The following is a 16,533-nucleotide window of genomic DNA, read 5'->3' as shown; positions in this document are numbered from 1 at the left end:
CGGTTCCGGCGGGGCCTTCCCGTACGCGACGTGTCAGGCAGGCGGGTGTCAGAGCCGCTCAGGCGTCCGGATGCCCAGCAGCGCCATGCCGCGGTGCAGCGTGCGGGCCGTCAGCTCGCACAGGAACAGGCGGTTCTCCACCTGCTCGCTGCCGCCCTCGGCCTTCAGGACCGGGCACTGGTCGTAGAAGGTCGTGTAGAGAGAGGCGAGCTGGTAGAGGTACGCGGCCAGCTTGTGGGGCTCGTAACCGGCCGCCGCCTCCGCCAGGACCTCGCCGAACTGGTCCAGGTGCAGACCCAGCGCGCGCTCCGCCGGGGCCAGCTCCAGTTCCGGGTGGGCCTTGGGGGCGGCGTCCCCGGCGCGCCGGAAGATGGACCGGACACGGGCGTACGCGTACTGGATGTACACGCTGGTGTCGCCGTTGAGCGAGACCATCTGGTCCAGGTCGAACTTGTAGTCGCGGGAGGCCGAGGTGGACAGGTCCGCGTACTTCACGGCACCGATGCCGACCTGGAAGCCGTTCTCGGTGATCTCCTGCTCGGTCAGGCCGATGTTCTCGCCCTTCTCCCGTACGACGGCGGTCGCCCGGTCCACCGCCTCGTCGAGCAGGTCCACCAGCCGTACCGTCTCGCCCTCACGGGTCTTGAACGGCTTGCCGTCCTTGCCGAGGACGGTGCCGAAGGCGAGCTGGACGGCGGCGACGTCCTCGCCCAGCCAGCCGGCCCGGCGGGCGGTCTCGAAGACCATCTTGAAGTGCAGCGACTGGCGGGCGTCGACCACGTACAGCAGGGTCGAGGCGCCGAGGCCCTGCACCCGGTCGCGGACGGCGGACAGGTCGGTGGCCGCGTAGCCGTAGCCGCCGTTGGACTTCTTGACGATCAGCGGGGTCGGGTTGCCGTCCGGGCCCTTGACGTCGTCGAAGAAGACGCAGAGCGCGCCGTCGGAGCGGACTGCCACGCCGGACTCCTCCAGCAGCCGGCAGGTCTCCTCCAGCATGGCGTTGTAGCCGGACTCGCCGACCACGTCCGCGTCCCGGATGTCCATGTCGAGCTTGTTGAAGACCGAGTAGAAGTAGACCTTCGACTCGTCGACGAAGCGCTGCCACAGGGCGAGCGTCTGCTCGTCGCCGGCCTGGAGGTCGACGACGCGACGGCGGGCGCGCTCCTTGAACTCCTCGTCGGAGTCGAACAGCGCGCGGGACGCCTTGTAGAGGCGGTTCAGGTTCGACATGGCCTCTTCGCCGGAGTCCTCGGCGGAGGCGTCGTCGCTCTTGTGGTCGAGCTCGTGCGGGTGCTCGATCAGGTACTGGATGAGCATGCCGAACTGGGTGCCCCAGTCGCCGATGTGGTGGCGGCGGACCACCTTCTCGCCGGTGAACTCCAGGATCTCGACCATCGCGGCGCCGATCACGGCGGAGCGCAGGTGGCCGACGTGCATCTCCTTGGCGACGTTCGGCTGGGCGTAGTCGATGACCGTGGTGCCCGGGTTCTCGGCGTACGGGACGCCGAGACGGTCGTCGGCGGCGCGCGCGGCCAGCGTCCGGACGATCGCCTCGTCGGAGACGGTGATGTTCAGGAAGCCGGGTCCGGAGACCTCGATCTCCTTGATCACGTCACCGGCGGCGAGCTGCCCGACGACCTGGGAGGCCAGCTCCCGCGGGTTGCCCTTGAGCTTCTTGGCCAGCGCCAGCAGGCCGTTGGCCTGGAAGTCGGCCCGGTCGCTTCGTCGCAGCAGCGGGTCCGCGGCGCCGGCCTCCGGCAGGGCTGCCGAGAGGGCGTCCGCGACGCGCTGGTTGACCGTGGCTGCGAGGGAAGGGACCGCTGTCATGGAATGAAGGCCGTTCCGTTGGTGTGGAAAGGGTTTGCCACCGAGTATCCCACGGCGGTTCCATCGGTTTTCCACAGGGAAAAATCGGCTGCCGCTCCGTCTGGGAGAATGGGGCCGTCAGGCACGTCGAGTGGTGAGAAGAGGAAGGGCCGATCGTGGCTCAGCAGAGCACCGAGACCGACTGGGTCTCCAGGTTCGCGGACGAGGTCATTGCCGAGGCGGAGCGCCGCGCCCCCGGCAAACCGATCGTCTGCGCCTCTGGCCTGTCCCCTTCCGGCCCGATCCACCTCGGCAATCTGCGTGAGGTCATGACGCCGCACCTGGTCGCGGACGAGATCCGCCGCCGGGGCCATGAGGTCCGTCACCTGATCTCCTGGGACGACTACGACCGCTACCGCAAGGTCCCGGCCGGTGTCGCGGGGGTCGACGAGTCCTGGGCCGAGCACATCGGCAAGCCGCTGACCTCGGTCCCGGCCCCGGCCGGCTCCGCCCACCCGAACTGGGCGGAGCACTTCAAGGCGGCCATGACCGAGGCGCTCGCCGAGCTGGGCGTGGAGTACGACGGCATCAGCCAGACCGAGCAGTACACCTCCGGGGTCTACCGCGAGCAGATCCTGCACGCGATGAAGCACCGCGCCGACATCGACGCGATCCTCGCCCAGTACCGCACCAAGAAGGCCCCGGCGAAGAAGTCGCAGAAGCCGGTCGACGAGGCCGAGCTGGAGGCCGCCGAGGGCTCCGGCGCGGCCGCCGAGGACGACGGCAGCAGCGGTTCGGCGGGCTATTTCCCGTACAAGCCGTACTGCGGCCAGTGCGACAAGGACCTGACGACGGTCACCTCCTACGTGGAGGAGACGACCGAGCTGACGTACGCCTGCACGGCCTGCGGCTTCGGCGAGACGGTCCGGCTCAGCGAGTTCAACCGCGGCAAGCTGGTCTGGAAGGTCGACTGGCCGATGCGCTGGGCCTACGAGGGCGTGATCTTCGAGCCGTCGGGTGTGGACCACTCCTCGCCGGGCTCGTCGTTCGTCGTCGGCGGCCAGATCGTGCGCGAGATCTTCGACGGCGCGCAGCCCATCGGCCCGATGTACGCCTTCGTCGGCATCAGCGGCATGGCCAAGATGTCGTCCTCCAAGGGCGGCGTGCCGACCCCGGGCGACGCGCTGAAGATCATGGAGGCGCCGCTGCTGCGCTGGCTGTACGCGCGCCGCAAGCCCAACCAGTCGTTCAAGATCGCCTTCGACCAGGAGATCCAGCGGCTCTACGACGAGTGGGACAAGCTGGAGGCCAAGGTCGCCGACGGCTCGGTGCTGCCCGCCGACGCCGCCGCGCACTCCCGCGCGGTGCGCACGGCCGCCGGTGAGCTGCCCCGCACCCCGCGCCCGCTGCCGTACCGCACGCTGGCCTCGGTCGCCGACATCACCGGCGGGCACGACGAGCAGACGCTGCGCATCCTCGGTGAGCTCGACCCGGCCGACCCGGTCACGTCCCTGGACGAGACCCGGCCCCGGCTGGACAAGGCCGAGTACTGGATCAACACCCAGGTCCCGGCCGAGCAGCGCACGATCGTGCGCGAGACGCCGGACACCGAGCTGCTCGGCTCGCTCGACGACCAGGGCCGCGAGTCGCTGCGGCTGCTGCTGGACGGGCTGGACGAGCACTGGTCGCTGGACGGGCTGACCACGCTCGTCTACGGCGTACCGAAAATCCAGGCCGGGCTGGCGCCGGACGCCAAGCCGACGCCCGAGCTGAAGGTCGCGCAGCGCTCGTTCTTCGCGCTGCTCTACAACCTGCTCGTCGGGCGCGACACCGGTCCGCGGCTGCCCACGCTGCTGCTCGCGGTCGGCGCGGACCGGGTGCGCAAGCTGCTGGCGGCGTGAGCGCCTGACGGGCGGCCCGGGGCGCGCTGACGGCTGCCGTGGTGCGCGTACGGGTATGAGGTCCTGACCGGGCCGCTGCGCCTTTCGACGGAGTGCCGATTCGGCCCCGGGGACGACGATCCCCGGGGCCGTTCGCGTGAGGGTGGATCCATGCGAGAAATCATCGGAGTCCTCGGAATCATCGTCCTGATCCAGGGGGCCATGGGCGCCCTGGGCCGGATCTTCACGGACAGTACGGGCTGGGGCATCCTGCCGCACTGGTACGACCTGCCGACGTTCGCGTACGCCGGTATGGCCGCGGCCGGCCTGGCCCTCTTCGTATGGGGGGAGGCGGGCAAGAAGCGCAGGAAGCGGGCGGGCTCGGGCGCGTAGCCGTCCGCCGCCCCGCCGTAGCGGCCCGCCGTACCGCCCCGCCCGGCGGCGTTCCGGGCAGGAATTGCCCGGAACAGACATACGTCGAACACCGGGCGGGGACTCGTGTCCCATGACGGATTCGCTCACCTCACTCGGCCTGCCGGACCGTGTCCGGGCCTGCCTGTTCGATCTCGACGGCGTCCTGACCAAGACGGCCGTCGTGCACACGGCCGCCTGGAAGGAGACGTTCGACGACTTCCTGCGTCACCGGGACGGCCCTGGCTACACCCCTTTCGATCCGGTCTCCGACTACGACGAGTACGTGGACGGCCGCCCGCGCGCCGACGGTGTGCGTACCTTCCTCGCCTCGCGCGGCATCGAGCTGCCGGAGGGCGGCCCTGACGACCCGCCCGACCGCGAGACCGTGCACGGGCTGGGCAACCGCAAGAACAATCTGCTGCTGAAGAAACTCCGCGAGCAGGGCGCCGAGGCGTACGAAGGCTCCCGCCGCTATGTGAATGCCGTACGCGAACAGGGTCTGGCCACCGCCGTCGTCTCCTCCAGCGCCAACTGCCGCGAGGTGCTGGAGTCCGTGGACATGGCGGGTCTCTTCGACGTACGGATCGACGGGAACGTGGCCGCCGAGCGGAAGTTGCCGGGCAAACCGCACCCCGACACCTTCCTGGAGGCCGCCAAGGAGCTGGGCGTCCCCGCCACACAGGCGGTGGTCTACGAGGACGCCCTCGCCGGGATGGACGCCGGGCGGGCCGGCCACTTCGGGTACGTCGTCGGCGTCGACCGGGTAGGACAGGCCGACGCGCTGCGGCGGCACGGCGCCGATGTCGTCGTCAAGGACCTCGCCGAGCTGCTGAAACCCGGTCAGCCGACGCCCGAACAGTCAGCGCCCGGCCACCCGAACCCCGGCCACTCGAACCCCGGCCACGCGAACCCCGGCCACCCGAAGGAGGACAGCCAGGCATGATCACCCACTCCTCGTACGCCTGCGACCCCTGGCTCCTGCGCGAGACCGACCTCAACCTGGACGTGCTGCCGCAGAGCGAGTCGGTCTTCGCGCTGTCCAACGGGCACATCGGCTGGCGCGGCAACCTGGACGAGGGCGAGCCGCACGGGCTGCCCGGCAGCTACCTCAACGGCGTCCACGAACTGCGCCCGCTCCCGTACGCCGAGGCCGGCTACGGCTACCCCGAGTCCGGGCAGACCGTCATCAACGTCACCAACGGCAAGCTGATCCGGCTGCTCGTCAACGACGAACCGTTCGACCTGCGCTACGGGCGGCTGCGCAGCCACGAACGCGTGCTGGACCTGCGGGCCGGCGTGCTGCGCCGTACCTGCGAGTGGACCTCGCCGGCCGGCTGCACCGTGCGGGTGACCTCCACCCGGCTGGTCTCCTTCACCCAGCGGGCCGTCGCCGCCGTCGCCTACGAGGTCGAGCCGCTGGACTCCGAGGTGCGGGTCGTCCTGCAGTCCGAACTCGTCACCAACGAGCAACTGCCCGAGTCCGGCGGTGACCCCCGGGTCTCCTCGGCGCTGCACAACCCGCTGGAGGCGGAGGAACACTTCGCCTCCGGCGCGCGCCTGCGCCTGATCCACCGCACGCGCCGCAGCGGACTGCGGGTGGCGGCCGCCGCCGACCACCTCGTCGACGGCCCGGAGGGCAGGACCCGCACCGACAGCGAGAGCGGCGACGACACCGCCCGCTTCACCGTCACCTCGCTCCTGGAGCAGGGCCAGCGGCTGCGTCTGGAGAAGACGGTGTCGTACGGCTGGTCCAGCGCGCGTTCGCTGCCCGCCCTGCGCGACCAGGTGGACGCGGCGCTCGCCGGAGCCCGCAGTACGGGCTGGCAGGGCCTGGCCGACCAGCAGCGCACCTACCTGGACGACTTCTGGGACCGCGCGGACGTCGAGGTCGACGGCGACGCGGAGATCCAGCAGGCCGTCCGCTTCGCCCTCTTCCACGTCCTCCAGGCGGGCGCGCGGGCCGAGCAGCGGGCCATCCCCGCCAAGGGCCTGACCGGTTCCGGGTACGACGGCCACACGTTCTGGGACAGCGAGACGTTCGTCCTGCCGATGCTGACGTACACCTCGCCCGGCGCCGTCTCCGAGGCGCTGCGCTGGCGGCACAACACGATGGGCGCGGCCATCGAGCGCGCGGCCCAACTGGGCCTGCGCGGCGCGGCGTTCCCCTGGCGGACCATCGAGGGCTCGGAGTGCTCGGCGTACTGGCCGGCCGGCACCGCGGCCTTCCACGTCAACGCCGACATCGCCGACGCGGTCGTCCGCTACGTGTGCGCCACCGGCGACGAGGAGTTCGAGCGGGAGACGGCCGTACCGATCCTGGTGGAGACCGCCCGGCTGTGGCACTCGCTGGGCCACCACGACCACCACGGCACGTTCCACATCGACGGTGTCACCGGCCCCGACGAGTACAGCGCGGTCGCCGACGACAACGTCTACACCAACCTCATGGCCCAGGCGAACCTGCGCGCCGCCGCCGACGTGGCCGAACGCCACCCGCGCGAGGCCGAGGCGCTCGGCGTCGACGACGAGGAGAGCGCGTCCTGGCGGGACGCCGCCGAGGCGGTGGCCGTACCGTACAACCGCAGCCTGCGGGTGCACGAACAGTCGGCGGGCTTCACCACCCACCAGACCTGGGACTTCTCCGGCACCCGCACCGACCAGTACCCGCTGATGCTGCACTTCCCGTACTTCGACCTGTACCGCAAACAGGTCGTCAAACAGGCCGACCTGGTCCTCGCCCTGTACAAGCGCGGCGACTGCTTCGACGACGAGCACAAGGCCCGCAACTTCGCCTACTACGAGCCGCTGACCGTACGCGACTCCTCCCTCTCCGCCTGCGTCCAGGCCGTCGTGGCCGCCGAGGTCGGCCATCTGCGCCTGGCCTACGACTACTTGGGCGAAGCGGCCCTGATGGACCTCCACGACCTGGAGAACAACACCCGCGACGGCCTGCACACCGCCTCACTGGCCGGCACCTGGATCGCCCTCGTCGCCGGCTTCGGCGGCATGCGCCACACGGCCCAGGGCCTGACCTTCGCCCCCCGCCTCCCCGAAAAGCTCACCCGCCTGGCGTTCTCGGTCCAGGTGCTGGGACGGCGGCTGCGCGTCGAGATCACCGCCAAGTCGGTGGCGTACAGCATGGTCGAGGGGGCACCGCTGGAAATACAGCATTACGGCGAACCGCTCACCGTCTCCGACAAGGCCCCCCAGCAACGGGAGATCCCCGAACTGGCCGCTCGTCCGGAGCCGACGCAGCCGCCGGGGAGGCGGCCGCTGCGGAGGCACTGAGCGGGCAGGGCGGTGCGTCCCGGCCATGAGCCGCTGAGGTCCGAGGTCCCTCCCCGCCCGGCGGCCGGCTGCCCGGCCGGTCCCGGGGCCGGGGAGGGGCCTCAGGCGCCTACTGGTTGGCCTTGCCGACTGCCGCCACGGCTTCCTTGGCGGCGGTTTCGGCGGACTTGAGGAGGTCGCTCGGGTCGGGGGCGTCGGCGCCGGCCAGGCCCGCGCCGTTGTAGTTGACGGTGACCACGACGTTCGCGGTGCGGGCGATCACCGTCTGGTTCTTGAAGTCGGAGCCGTCCTTCTTCAGGTCGTAGGTGATCCAGCTGGACTCGTCGCCGTTGCCGTCGACCGCGCCGGTCTTGGTGTTCTTGGCGCCCTGGGTGGCCTTGGCCGTGTCGAGCTGCTTCTTGTAGAAGTCGGTGGCGCGCTTCTCGCCGGTGCCCAGGGTCGGGTCGGAGTCGTAGCGCTGGAAGCCGACGTCCAGCCAGCGGTACTGGGTGCCGTCCACGCCCTGGGAGTCGGAGCTGTTCCAGGCGCAGTAGCCGCGGGCCATGGCGTCGGAGGACTTGCCCTGCTCGCCGTTCTCGTTCTTGGTCTTGGGGACCAGCTTCTTGACGGTGTCCTTGGACACGGCCTGGCAGGGGTTGGGCAGCTTCTTGAGCTTGGCGGGCGTGACGCTGGGGGAGGAGCTGCCGCTCTTGCTGGGGGTGGCGGTCTTCGATGCGCCGCCGCCCGACTCCTTCTTGCCGGAGTCGTCGTCGGAGGAGCAGCCGGCGACGAGCATCACCGGTACGGCTGCGCAGGCGAGGAGGCTGGCGAGTCGCTTGGCTGAACGGTGCATGGTTCCTTCGCTGTTCGTCGTCGTTCGGCGCGTCGCACTGGACGCCGTCGGGTGCCGTGCACGGGCCGGGTGCGGTCCGTACGCGGTACGTCCTTCGGAGCGCGCGGCGACGCTGCCGCGCGCGGGGCTCGGGGGCACACGGTACGCGGCGGAGGGCGGCCGGAGGGCGATTCGTGACGTTACTCGCCGGACAAAGCGGACTATTCGTTGAAGCGGTCGGCCAGCTCCTGGGCCAGCGCCTGTGCCTTCTCCTGGAGGTCCCGGCTGTCGGGCAGCGTCGTCTTGTCGGCCGACCACTGGTCGTAGGAGAGGGTCACGATGACGTTCGAGGACCGGAAGACGATCGTGACGTCACGGTGCACGCCGCTGTCCGCGGTGATCAGCTTGTCGTTGAGGAAGGCGGCGTCGGCGAGGCCGTCCAGGATGCGCGGCGCGATGTCGGAGCCGGGTGCGTCGCTCGGTGAGGCGGGCGGTGAGGAGGGGGATGAGGCGGGGGGTGACGTGGGGGCGGGGGACGCCTTGCCGCCCGCGGCGGCCTTGCCGGCCTCCTGGTCGCCGCCGGGACTGCCGTCCTGGCCGCCGTCGGGCTTGCCGCTCTGGTCGCCCTGGCCGCTCTGGTCGCCCCGCTCGTCCTTGCCGGAGGGGGCGGTGGGCGTGGGCGTCGCGCTCTTGCCGCCGGCCGGCAGCTCGGCGGCCAGTTCCTTCTTCCCGTAGACCGTCTGCGCCTTGTCGTCGTCGCTGACCGCGGGGTCGTAGGAGACGACCCGCTCGAAGTCCAGGGTGAGGTGGCGGGTGCCGTCGGGCGCCTCGCGCTTCCAGCGGCAGCCCACACGGCGGTCCGTGTCGTACGTGATGTCGGCGGTGCCCGCGTAGACCTTGTCGGCGTCCTGCGGGCTCTCCGTGCCGCCGGGCGGCAGCAGCCGGCGCAGGATGCCCTTGGAGGGCAGGCCGCAGGGTTCGGGGAGCGTCTTGTACTTGCCGGGCTCGGCGGACGCGGACGTGGCGGCCGCGCCGCCGCCCTTGGTGTCGGCGGAGCCGCCGCCGGATCCGGAGCCGTCGGTGCAGGCGGTGAGCGTGGCGGCCAGCGCCGCCACGGTCGCCAGCGCGGTCCCCGGTACGAACGACCTTCGCTGCACCGTTCCCGGCTCCTTCCGTAGGAAATCTGGTTGCCGCGCCCAGACGGCGGATGGACACAATGTCTACCGCACGTTCTGCCGCATACGCCGGTCCCCTGTCCTCGATCAGGCTGCTTGTCCGGCTTTTGCTATTTGTTGATTTTCGGGGGAATGAGGAAGTTATGTCGTACACCGAAGTGCCCGGAGCCAAGGTTCCGATCCGGATGTGGGCGGACCCGTCCACGGTCGAGGGCGTGGCCATGCAGCAGCTGCGCAACGTGGCCACCCTGCCATGGATCAAGGGCCTGGCCGTGATGCCGGACGTGCATTACGGCAAGGGGGCGACGGTCGGTTCGGTGATCGCCATGCACGGGGCGGTCTGCCCGGCGGCCGTCGGTGTCGACATCGGCTGCGGGATGAGCGCCGTGCGGACCTCGCTCACCGCCGAGGACCTTCCCGGCGACCTCTCCCGCCTCCGCTCCAAGATCGAGGAGGCCATCCCGGTCGGGCGGGCCATGCACGACGAGCCGGTGGACCCGGGGCGGCTGCACGGCCTGGCGACCAGCGGCTGGGACGACTTCTGGAGCCGCTTCGGCGGAGTGGCCGAAGCGGTCCGGTTCCGTGAGGAGCGCGCCGTCAGGCAGATGGGGTCGCTCGGCGGCGGCAACCACTTCATCGAGTTCTGCCTGGACGAGGCCGGCACGGTGTGGCTGATGCTGCACTCCGGCTCCCGCAACATCGGCAAGGAGCTGGCCGACTTCCACATCGGCCAGGCGCAGAAGCTGCCGCACAACCAGGGGCTGGTCGACCGCGACCTCGCCGTCTTCGTCGCGGACACCCCGCAGATGGCGGCGTACCGCAACGACCTGTTCTGGGCGCAGGAGTACGCCCGGCACAACCGCGCGATCATGATGGCGCTCTTCCAGGACGTCGTCCGCAAGGAGTTCAAGAAGGCCGGGCCGACGTTCGAGCCGGTGATCTCCTGCCACCACAACTATGTGGCGGAGGAGCGGTACGACGGCCTGGACCTGCTCGTCACGCGCAAGGGCGCGATCCGCGCCGGGAGCGGTGACTACGGCATCATCCCCGGCTCGATGGGCACCGGTTCGTACATCGTCAAGGGCCTCGGCAACCCGGCGTCCTTCAACTCCGCCTCGCACGGCGCGGGCCGGAAGATGAGCCGCAACGCGGCGAAGAAGCGTTTCTCGACGCGGGACCTGGAGGAGCAGACGCGGGGCGTGGAGTGCCGTAAGGACTCCGGTGTCGTGGACGAGATCCCGGGCGCGTACAAGCCGATCGAGAAGGTCATCGACCAGCAGCGGGACCTGGTGGAGGTCGTGGCCAAGCTCAAGCAGGTGGTGTGTGTGAAGGGGTGAGGACGGGCTCCCCCGCTCAGCGGGCGCCCGCGGCGGCGCGGAGCTGTTCGGCCAGCCGTTCGAGTTCGGCTGCCGTGGCGGGCGAGGGGGCGCCGAGTCCGCTGTGCGCGGCCGTCGGGCTCTTCAGGAACCGCCGGAGCGCGGCGACGAGGAGCCCTTGCGGCAGGGCCCGCAACGCGCCGAACGCGCGAGGCACCGGCGGCGTCTCCATCGCGGTGAGGTTCTGCCGCATGAGGTGGAGCATGCCGCCGACCGCGTCCGGGTCGTCGGCCAGCGCCGCCGGCCCGCCCGCCGCGTGGACCGCCTGCCCGAGCGGGACCTCGAACGCGGCGTGCGTCCGGAGCCAGGCAGCCATCCGGGGCTCGGCCTCGGCGTTGATCCCGGCGGTACGGAACGTCTCCACGATCCGTAGCAGGCGCGGCGTGGTGCGGCCGTCGGGCTCGCCGACCGGCATCGCGACCCGGCGGGTGAGGAAACCACTCCTGCGGTGGCGGACGACGTCGCCGTCCATCGTGCCGCCCGTCGTGGGGAAGCCGAGCAGCACCCGCCCGTGGCCGATCGCCGCGCCCAGCGTCTCCGGCCCGGCTGCCCAGTTGAGCAGGAACAGCACGTCACCCCGGACGCCGGCGAGTGATTCCAGCACCGCGTCCACCTGGTGGGTGCGGACGAAGACGGTGATCAGGTCGTACCCGCCGTCCGGGTGCTCGACCACCGGAACCGGCACCCGCTCGACAGCCGGGCCGTTCCCCTCGGCGAGCCGCACTCCCTGCCGGCGCAGGGCGGTCAGGCGCTCGCCCCGGGCGAGGAGCGAGACGTCGTGTCCGGCCTTGTGCATGCGGGCGGCGAACAGGCTGCCGCAGACCCCGGCGCCGTACACGAGCAGCTTCATGACCGTTCCTCTTTCATGCGTTCGATTTATTCATACGTACGTATCATTCAAGCATGGGTAGAGTCCCCCGTGTGGCGACCCCAGACACCCGCACCCAGATCCTCGACGCGGCCGAGCACCTCTTCGCCGAGCACGGGTACCGCGGTACCTCGATCCGCGCGATCACCACACGCGCCGGAGCGAACCTGGCCGCCGTCGGCTACCACTTCGGCTCGAAGGCGGAACTGATGGCCGCGGTCGTCCGCCGCGTGATCGAGCCCGTCAACGCCGCCCAGCGCGCCGGGCTCGACGCGCTGCTCGCCCGGACCCCCGAGCCACCGGTCGGCGACCTGGTGGAGGCGTTCGCGGGGCCGCTGTTCGACGAGATGCCGGCCGGCGACGAGGGCGGCGCCCGGACATCCCGGCTGATCATGACGATCCTCAGCGACCCGGCCGAGGAGGCGCGCAGCTGGGCCGGCCCGGCCGAGGACTCGGTCCGCGAGCGCTATCTCGCGGCCTTCGCGCGCGTACTGCCCGGCCTTTCCCCGGAGGAGCTGAGGTTCCGGATGCGGGGAATCCTTTCCGTGACGGCCGTCGACCGCCTTGAGATCCAGCAGCGGCCCACCCCTGGCTGCGCGTCCCCGGCAGTGGGCCAGGCGGCCCGGCGATGGGCGATCACGTTCCTGACCGCGGCGATGAGCGCACCACCGACCCGGACCTGACGCCCGAAGACGGACGCCGGCAAAGCGGGCCGGGACAGGGACCCGGGCCGGCTTCTCCGCCGGTCCGGGTCCCTGATCGCTCAGGCCTCCTGATCCCTCACAGGTCCCTCACAGGGAGATCAGCGCCCGTACGGGCATCCTGGTGTCGGCCAGCGGCCGGACGGCCAGGCGTACCAGGGCCAGGGCGTTGTCGTCGCCCGCGGTGCGGTTGGTGCTCAGCTCACCGCAGGCCAGGCACTGGTGGACCAGCAGCCACTCCCCGTCCTGCCGGGCGGACAGGCACAGCGCCCGCATCCGGCCGCCGCAGTCCGCGGCCCGGTCGCCCGGTATCCGGCGGTCCACGTGGCGGCTGGCCAGGCAGTGCGGGCAGTGGTTGCGGTGGGCGGTGCCCGGTGCGGCCAGCGGGACCTCCAGGCGGCATCCGACACAGCGGAAGGTGTCGCCGGAGGCGCCGCCCGGCCCGTGGAGGACGTCCTTGGGCCGTTGGGCGCGGCGCTGCTGCTTGGGTGTACGGCGTCGTGGCACGGTCGTCACTCCCCGCTCACAGGTCGCCGAACGCTTCGAGCGGGAACGGCGGGTGGGCCAGCGGCCGGACCGCGATCCGCATCAGGATCAGCTGGTTGTCGTCCGGGGAGACCGGGTTGGACGTCAGCTCGTCGCAGCGGGTGCACCGGTGGACGAGCATCCAGTCGTCGGTGCGCAGCACCGCGATGGCGATGGGCGACATCCGGCCCCGGCAGGCGGACGGGCCGCCCTCGGCCGCGTCCCGTACGTGCTGCGAGTGCAGGCAACTGGGGCAGTGGTTGCGGCGGTCGCCGACGGGGTCGAGGGTGGTGACGGTCAGCCCGCACCGGACGCAGGTGAAGGTGTCGGTGCGCGGCAGCGGGTTCGGACGGTTCGGGCTCTTGGGGCTGTTGGACAGCACTCGGGTACTCCTTGCCGGAAAAGCGTGCGAAGGGCAGCGGGAGCAGGCCGAGCGGCCTCGGTGGTACGGGCGGTGGGCGCACCGCGCGAAGGCGGGTGCGGCCGGGCCGGCACGGCGGACGGCGGCCGTCGGACGGTGAAGGTCAGCGGCGGGGTTCGTCCGCGCGGTGGTGAGGCGCGCTCAGCGCCGGCCGGGGCATAGACACTGCTTTCCAGGGCGAGGCCCGAGAGAGGGGGCACGCGCGAGAAAACGCACGTGCGACGACGCGCTGGTGCGTCGGCTCAGGAAACGGTACGGGCGGGGGCGGCCGCGGCGCCAGCGGTTTTCCGGGCGCGGCGCCGGACCCAGGCCTCGGCGACGACGAGGTTGAGCAGGAGCGGGAACCAGGAGCCGGCGGTGGTGATGTCGTGGGCGGCGGCGAGCCGGTCACCGTACGCGAAGGGGGCGTCCAGATGGGCGACGACGGCCCGCGCGGAGGCCGGCGACGCCCGTCGCGGCCCACAGGACGCCCAGGACGGCCGGCGAGAGCTGGTTGCTGAAGCCGGTCGGGGCGAACCGGACGGCCGGGACCGCCAGGACGAGGGAGGGGAAGACACCCGCGAGAAGTGCCGCGCCCTGGGCCCACCCCCGCCCGGGCGGGGGTGGGCCCAGGGCTCCGGCGAGGGGTGTCGCGGGGCCACCGGGCCGCTGTGGTGCCTCAGGAGGCGGGGCACGGGACGCCGTGGTGCCTCACGAGGTGGGGCCCCCGGGGACGCTGTGGTGCCTCAGGAGGCGCGGTGCACCTTGGAGTTGGAGGCCTGGGCGCGGGGGCGTACGACGAGGAGGTCGACGTTGACGTGGGCCGGGCGGGTGACGGCCCAGCCGATGGTGTCGGCGACGTCGTCGGCGGTCAGGGGCTCGGCGACGCCCGCGTAGACCTTGGCGGCCTTGGCGGTGTCACCGCGGAAGCGGGTGGTGGCGAACTCGTCGGTCTTGACCATGCCGGGGGCGATCTCGATGACGCGGACGGGCTCGCCGCACAGCTCCAGCCGGAGGGTCTCGGCGATGACGTGCGCGCCGTGCTTGGCGGCGACGTAACCGCCGCCGCCCTCGTAGGTGCCGTGCCCGGCGGTCGAGGAGACGACCACGACGGTGCCGTCCCCGGAGGCGGTCAGGGCGGGCAGCAGGGCCTGGGTGACGTGGAGGACGCCGAGGACGTTGACCTCGTACATGGTCCGCCAGTCGGCCGGGTCGCCGGTGGCGACGGGGTCGGCGCCCAGGGCGCCGCCGGCGTTGTTGACCAGCACGTCCACCGAGGCGTGCTGCTCCCGCAGGCGGGCGGCGAAGGCGTCCACCGCGGCTCGGTCGGTGACGTCGAGCTGGTGGGCCTCGGCGTCGGGCAGTTCGGCGGCGAGCGCCTCGATGCGGTCCTTGCGCCGGGCGGCGAGGACGACGCGGTAGCCCTCGGCGGCCAGCCGGCGGGCGGTCGCGGCGCCGATGCCGCTGCTGGCTCCGGTGACGACGGCGGTACGGGTACGGTCTGCGGGCGCGTCGGGTACGGCGGTCATGCGGCGGGCTCCTCGGGCGCTGCGGGCGTCGGTCGTGGTGCCTACGCAGGATATGCGCGGGTCAGCGGCCCCTGGGCGCGTACATGATCACGGCCATACCGGCCAGGCAGATCAGGGCGCCGGCCACGTCCCAGCGGTCCGGGCGGTAGCCGTCGGCGACCATGCCCCAGGCCAGCGAGCCCGCGACGAAGACACCGCCGTACGCGGCGAGGATGCGGCCGAAGTCGGCGTCCGGCTGGAGGGTGGCGACGAAGCCGTACACGCCGAGGGCGAGGACGCCCGCGCCGATCCAGATCCAGCCGCGGTGTTCGCGCACGCCCTGCCAGACGAGCCAGGCGCCGCCGATCTCGAAGAGGGCGGCGAGGACGAAGAGGGCGACGGAACGGGCGATGAGCATGGGGCCAGCGTAAGGAGACGGGGGAGCGGGGCGGGGGTGGCGGGCGGGGCGTTGCGGAGGTGACCGGGCGGTCGGTGCGTGGGGCGATTGTCAGTGGTGTGTGAGAGCTTCGGGACATGCTCATCGAACGCGCGTACGTGGATCTCTCCGAGGAGGAGCGGGCGGAGACCGGGGACAGCTGGCCCTGGACGGTGCCGTGCGTGCGCCGGCTGGTCGCGGACGGGCTGAAGTTCAGCGCGCCGGTCACCTTTCTCGTGGGGGAGAACGGCTCCGGCAAGTCCACCCTGGCCGAGGCCCTGGCGGAGGGCTTCGGGCTCGACTCGTACGGCGGCTCGGCCGGTTACAAGTACGCCAGTTCACGCGTGCCGTCCGTACTGGGCATGGCCATGCGCTTCGACGCGACGACGGCGGGCCGCCGGATGGTCCGCGGGCCGCGCACGCGCCGGCGCGGCTTCTTCCTGCGGGCCGAGACGGCGTGGGACGCGCTCGGCCGTGAGCGGCTGTCGGGGGCGCCGGACGAGATGAGTCACGGCGAAGGGTTCCTGATGGCGTTCCGGGAGAAGTTCCGGCAGCCGGGGCTGTATGTGCTGGACGAGCCGGAGGCCGCGTTGTCGTTCTCCTCCTGCCTGGAACTGCTGGGGGTGCTGCACGAGTTGCGCCGCGGCGGTGCCCAGGTCGTCTGCGCCACGCACTCCCCGCTGCTCACGGCCCTGCCCGGCGCGGAGATAGTCGAGGTCGGTGAGCACGGCATGCGGTCGGTGGAGTGGGACGAGCTGGCCCTCGTCGACCACTGGCGGCGCTATCTCACCGACCCTCGGGCGTATTTGCGGCACATCATCGACTGAGCCGGGGGTGATGCAAGGGAGCGTGGCCCGCAAGGGAGGGCCGGGAGAGAGGCCGGGGAGCGTTGTCCGGAAGCGGGGATCGACGGGTGAGGGGGCCGCGCCGACGGTCGCCGCTGCGTGAACGGCGAACCACTGGCCAAAAACCGTACAGGGCGTCACATGCCCTGGCCGGGCCCCTTGTCAGGCGGCAGAGGCGTCCCTAGATTCCCCTTTTACCGGGGGGTACGACGCTGATCGGCGGGTGGCGGACAGAGCGGGAAAGCGGCTTTCCGCTGATCGGACGACAACGGGTGACCACCTCGAATTCCGGGCGGAGCATCCGGGTGCGCACCGGCGCGCCCGGCCCGCTCCGCTTCTTCGGGGACCGGTCTCACCTTCCAGCGCACGCGACCGTACGGACTTCGGTGGCGGGCGGCGGGCACCGGGCAGCTGCGGGATCCGGTCCGGCCGCCAGGCCCGGCGAGCGTCCGTCCGCCCGGCCCGGGGACGGCCGGGCGTACCGGGCGGCGCGGGCCCGT

The 16,533-nt window shown here is 71.7% G+C and carries 15 protein-coding genes; 7 read left to right on the top strand and 8 right to left on the bottom strand.

What is annotated here, in order from left to right:
- Positions 1 to 48: 48 nt before the first annotated feature.
- Positions 49 to 1,827 carry an arginine--tRNA ligase gene (gene argS / locus JXZ78_RS34270; RefSeq protein ID WP_030024799.1) on the bottom strand — a complete coding sequence of 593 codons (1,779 nt, stop codon included), beginning with the start codon at positions 1,825 to 1,827 and terminating at the stop codon, positions 49 to 51.
- A 155-nt stretch (positions 1,828 to 1,982) separates the two neighbouring features.
- Here argS and lysS point away from each other — a divergent pair, with 155 nt between their 5' ends.
- The 4 genes from lysS (at position 1,983) to JXZ78_RS34250 (ending at position 7,388) form a co-directional block, all read left to right on the top strand.
- Positions 1,983 to 3,707, top strand: a complete 1,725-nt coding sequence (lysS, locus tag JXZ78_RS34265; RefSeq protein WP_030024797.1) for a lysine--tRNA ligase — start codon at positions 1,983 to 1,985, stop codon at positions 3,705 to 3,707.
- A gap of 150 nt (positions 3,708 to 3,857) precedes the next feature.
- Positions 3,858 to 4,079, top strand: a complete 222-nt coding sequence (locus JXZ78_RS34260; protein ID WP_030024795.1) for a hypothetical protein — start codon at positions 3,858 to 3,860, stop codon at positions 4,077 to 4,079.
- 112 nt (positions 4,080 to 4,191) lie between these two features.
- Positions 4,192 to 5,043 (top strand): HAD family hydrolase, encoded by an 852-nt coding sequence (locus JXZ78_RS34255; RefSeq protein ID WP_238783562.1) that lies wholly within the window; start codon positions 4,192 to 4,194, stop codon positions 5,041 to 5,043.
- Positions 5,040 to 7,388, top strand: coding sequence for a glycoside hydrolase family 65 protein (locus JXZ78_RS34250; RefSeq protein ID WP_030024791.1), 2,349 nt, complete (start codon positions 5,040 to 5,042; stop codon positions 7,386 to 7,388). Before JXZ78_RS34255 ends, JXZ78_RS34250 begins: the two co-directional genes overlap by 4 nt.
- Before the next feature lie 109 nt (positions 7,389 to 7,497).
- On the opposite strand, the gene JXZ78_RS34245 is transcribed toward JXZ78_RS34250, so the two are convergent.
- Positions 7,498 to 8,220, bottom strand: a complete 723-nt coding sequence (locus tag JXZ78_RS34245) for a DUF3558 family protein (RefSeq protein ID WP_030024789.1) — start codon at positions 8,218 to 8,220, stop codon at positions 7,498 to 7,500.
- 200 nt (positions 8,221 to 8,420) lie between these two features.
- Positions 8,421 to 9,356, bottom strand: coding sequence for a hypothetical protein (locus JXZ78_RS34240; RefSeq protein WP_238783561.1), 936 nt, complete (start codon positions 9,354 to 9,356; stop codon positions 8,421 to 8,423).
- Between the two features lie 161 nt (positions 9,357 to 9,517).
- Between JXZ78_RS34240 and JXZ78_RS34235 the strand changes: the two genes are divergently transcribed.
- Positions 9,518 to 10,711 (top strand): RtcB family protein, encoded by a 1,194-nt coding sequence (locus JXZ78_RS34235; RefSeq protein ID WP_030024767.1) that lies wholly within the window; start codon positions 9,518 to 9,520, stop codon positions 10,709 to 10,711.
- A gap of 16 nt (positions 10,712 to 10,727) precedes the next feature.
- Here JXZ78_RS34235 and JXZ78_RS34230 read toward each other — a convergent pair whose 3' ends face one another.
- Positions 10,728 to 11,600: a ketopantoate reductase family protein gene (locus JXZ78_RS34230; RefSeq protein WP_030024766.1), complete on the bottom strand. Its 873-nt coding sequence runs from the start codon at positions 11,598 to 11,600 to the stop codon at positions 10,728 to 10,730.
- Between the two features lie 71 nt (positions 11,601 to 11,671).
- On the opposite strand from JXZ78_RS34230, the gene JXZ78_RS34225 reads away from it, so the two are divergent.
- The gene (locus tag JXZ78_RS34225; RefSeq protein WP_030024764.1) at positions 11,672 to 12,301 is read left to right on the top strand and encodes a TetR/AcrR family transcriptional regulator; all 630 of its coding nucleotides are present in this window, start codon (positions 11,672 to 11,674) and stop codon (positions 12,299 to 12,301) included.
- Positions 12,302 to 12,409: 108 nt separating this feature from the next.
- On the opposite strand, the gene JXZ78_RS34220 is transcribed toward JXZ78_RS34225, so the two are convergent.
- From JXZ78_RS34220 to JXZ78_RS34205, 4 genes are all read right to left on the bottom strand, one after another.
- Complete coding sequence (locus JXZ78_RS34220; RefSeq protein ID WP_030024763.1) at positions 12,410 to 12,826, bottom strand: RNHCP domain-containing protein; 417 nt, start codon at positions 12,824 to 12,826, stop codon at positions 12,410 to 12,412.
- Between the two features lie 16 nt (positions 12,827 to 12,842).
- Positions 12,843 to 13,226, bottom strand: a complete 384-nt coding sequence (locus JXZ78_RS34215) for an RNHCP domain-containing protein (protein WP_372498466.1) — start codon at positions 13,224 to 13,226, stop codon at positions 12,843 to 12,845.
- 764 nt (positions 13,227 to 13,990) lie between these two features.
- Positions 13,991 to 14,773, bottom strand: a complete 783-nt coding sequence (locus tag JXZ78_RS34210) for an SDR family NAD(P)-dependent oxidoreductase (RefSeq protein ID WP_030024761.1) — start codon at positions 14,771 to 14,773, stop codon at positions 13,991 to 13,993.
- Between the two features lie 61 nt (positions 14,774 to 14,834).
- Positions 14,835 to 15,170 (bottom strand): YnfA family protein, encoded by a 336-nt coding sequence (locus tag JXZ78_RS34205; RefSeq protein ID WP_030024760.1) that lies wholly within the window; start codon positions 15,168 to 15,170, stop codon positions 14,835 to 14,837.
- 116 nt (positions 15,171 to 15,286) lie between these two features.
- On the opposite strand from JXZ78_RS34205, the gene JXZ78_RS34200 reads away from it, so the two are divergent.
- Positions 15,287 to 16,015, top strand: coding sequence for an AAA family ATPase (locus JXZ78_RS34200; RefSeq protein ID WP_030024759.1), 729 nt, complete (start codon positions 15,287 to 15,289; stop codon positions 16,013 to 16,015).
- The last annotated feature ends 518 nt before the right edge of the window (positions 16,016 to 16,533 follow it).

This window comes from Streptomyces monomycini (genome assembly GCF_022271435.1).
Classification (GTDB): Bacteria; Actinomycetota; Actinomycetes; order Streptomycetales; family Streptomycetaceae; genus Streptomyces; species Streptomyces monomycini.
The sequence above is the reverse complement of the archived record's forward strand: the minus strand, read 5'-3'. Positions and strand labels throughout refer to the sequence as shown.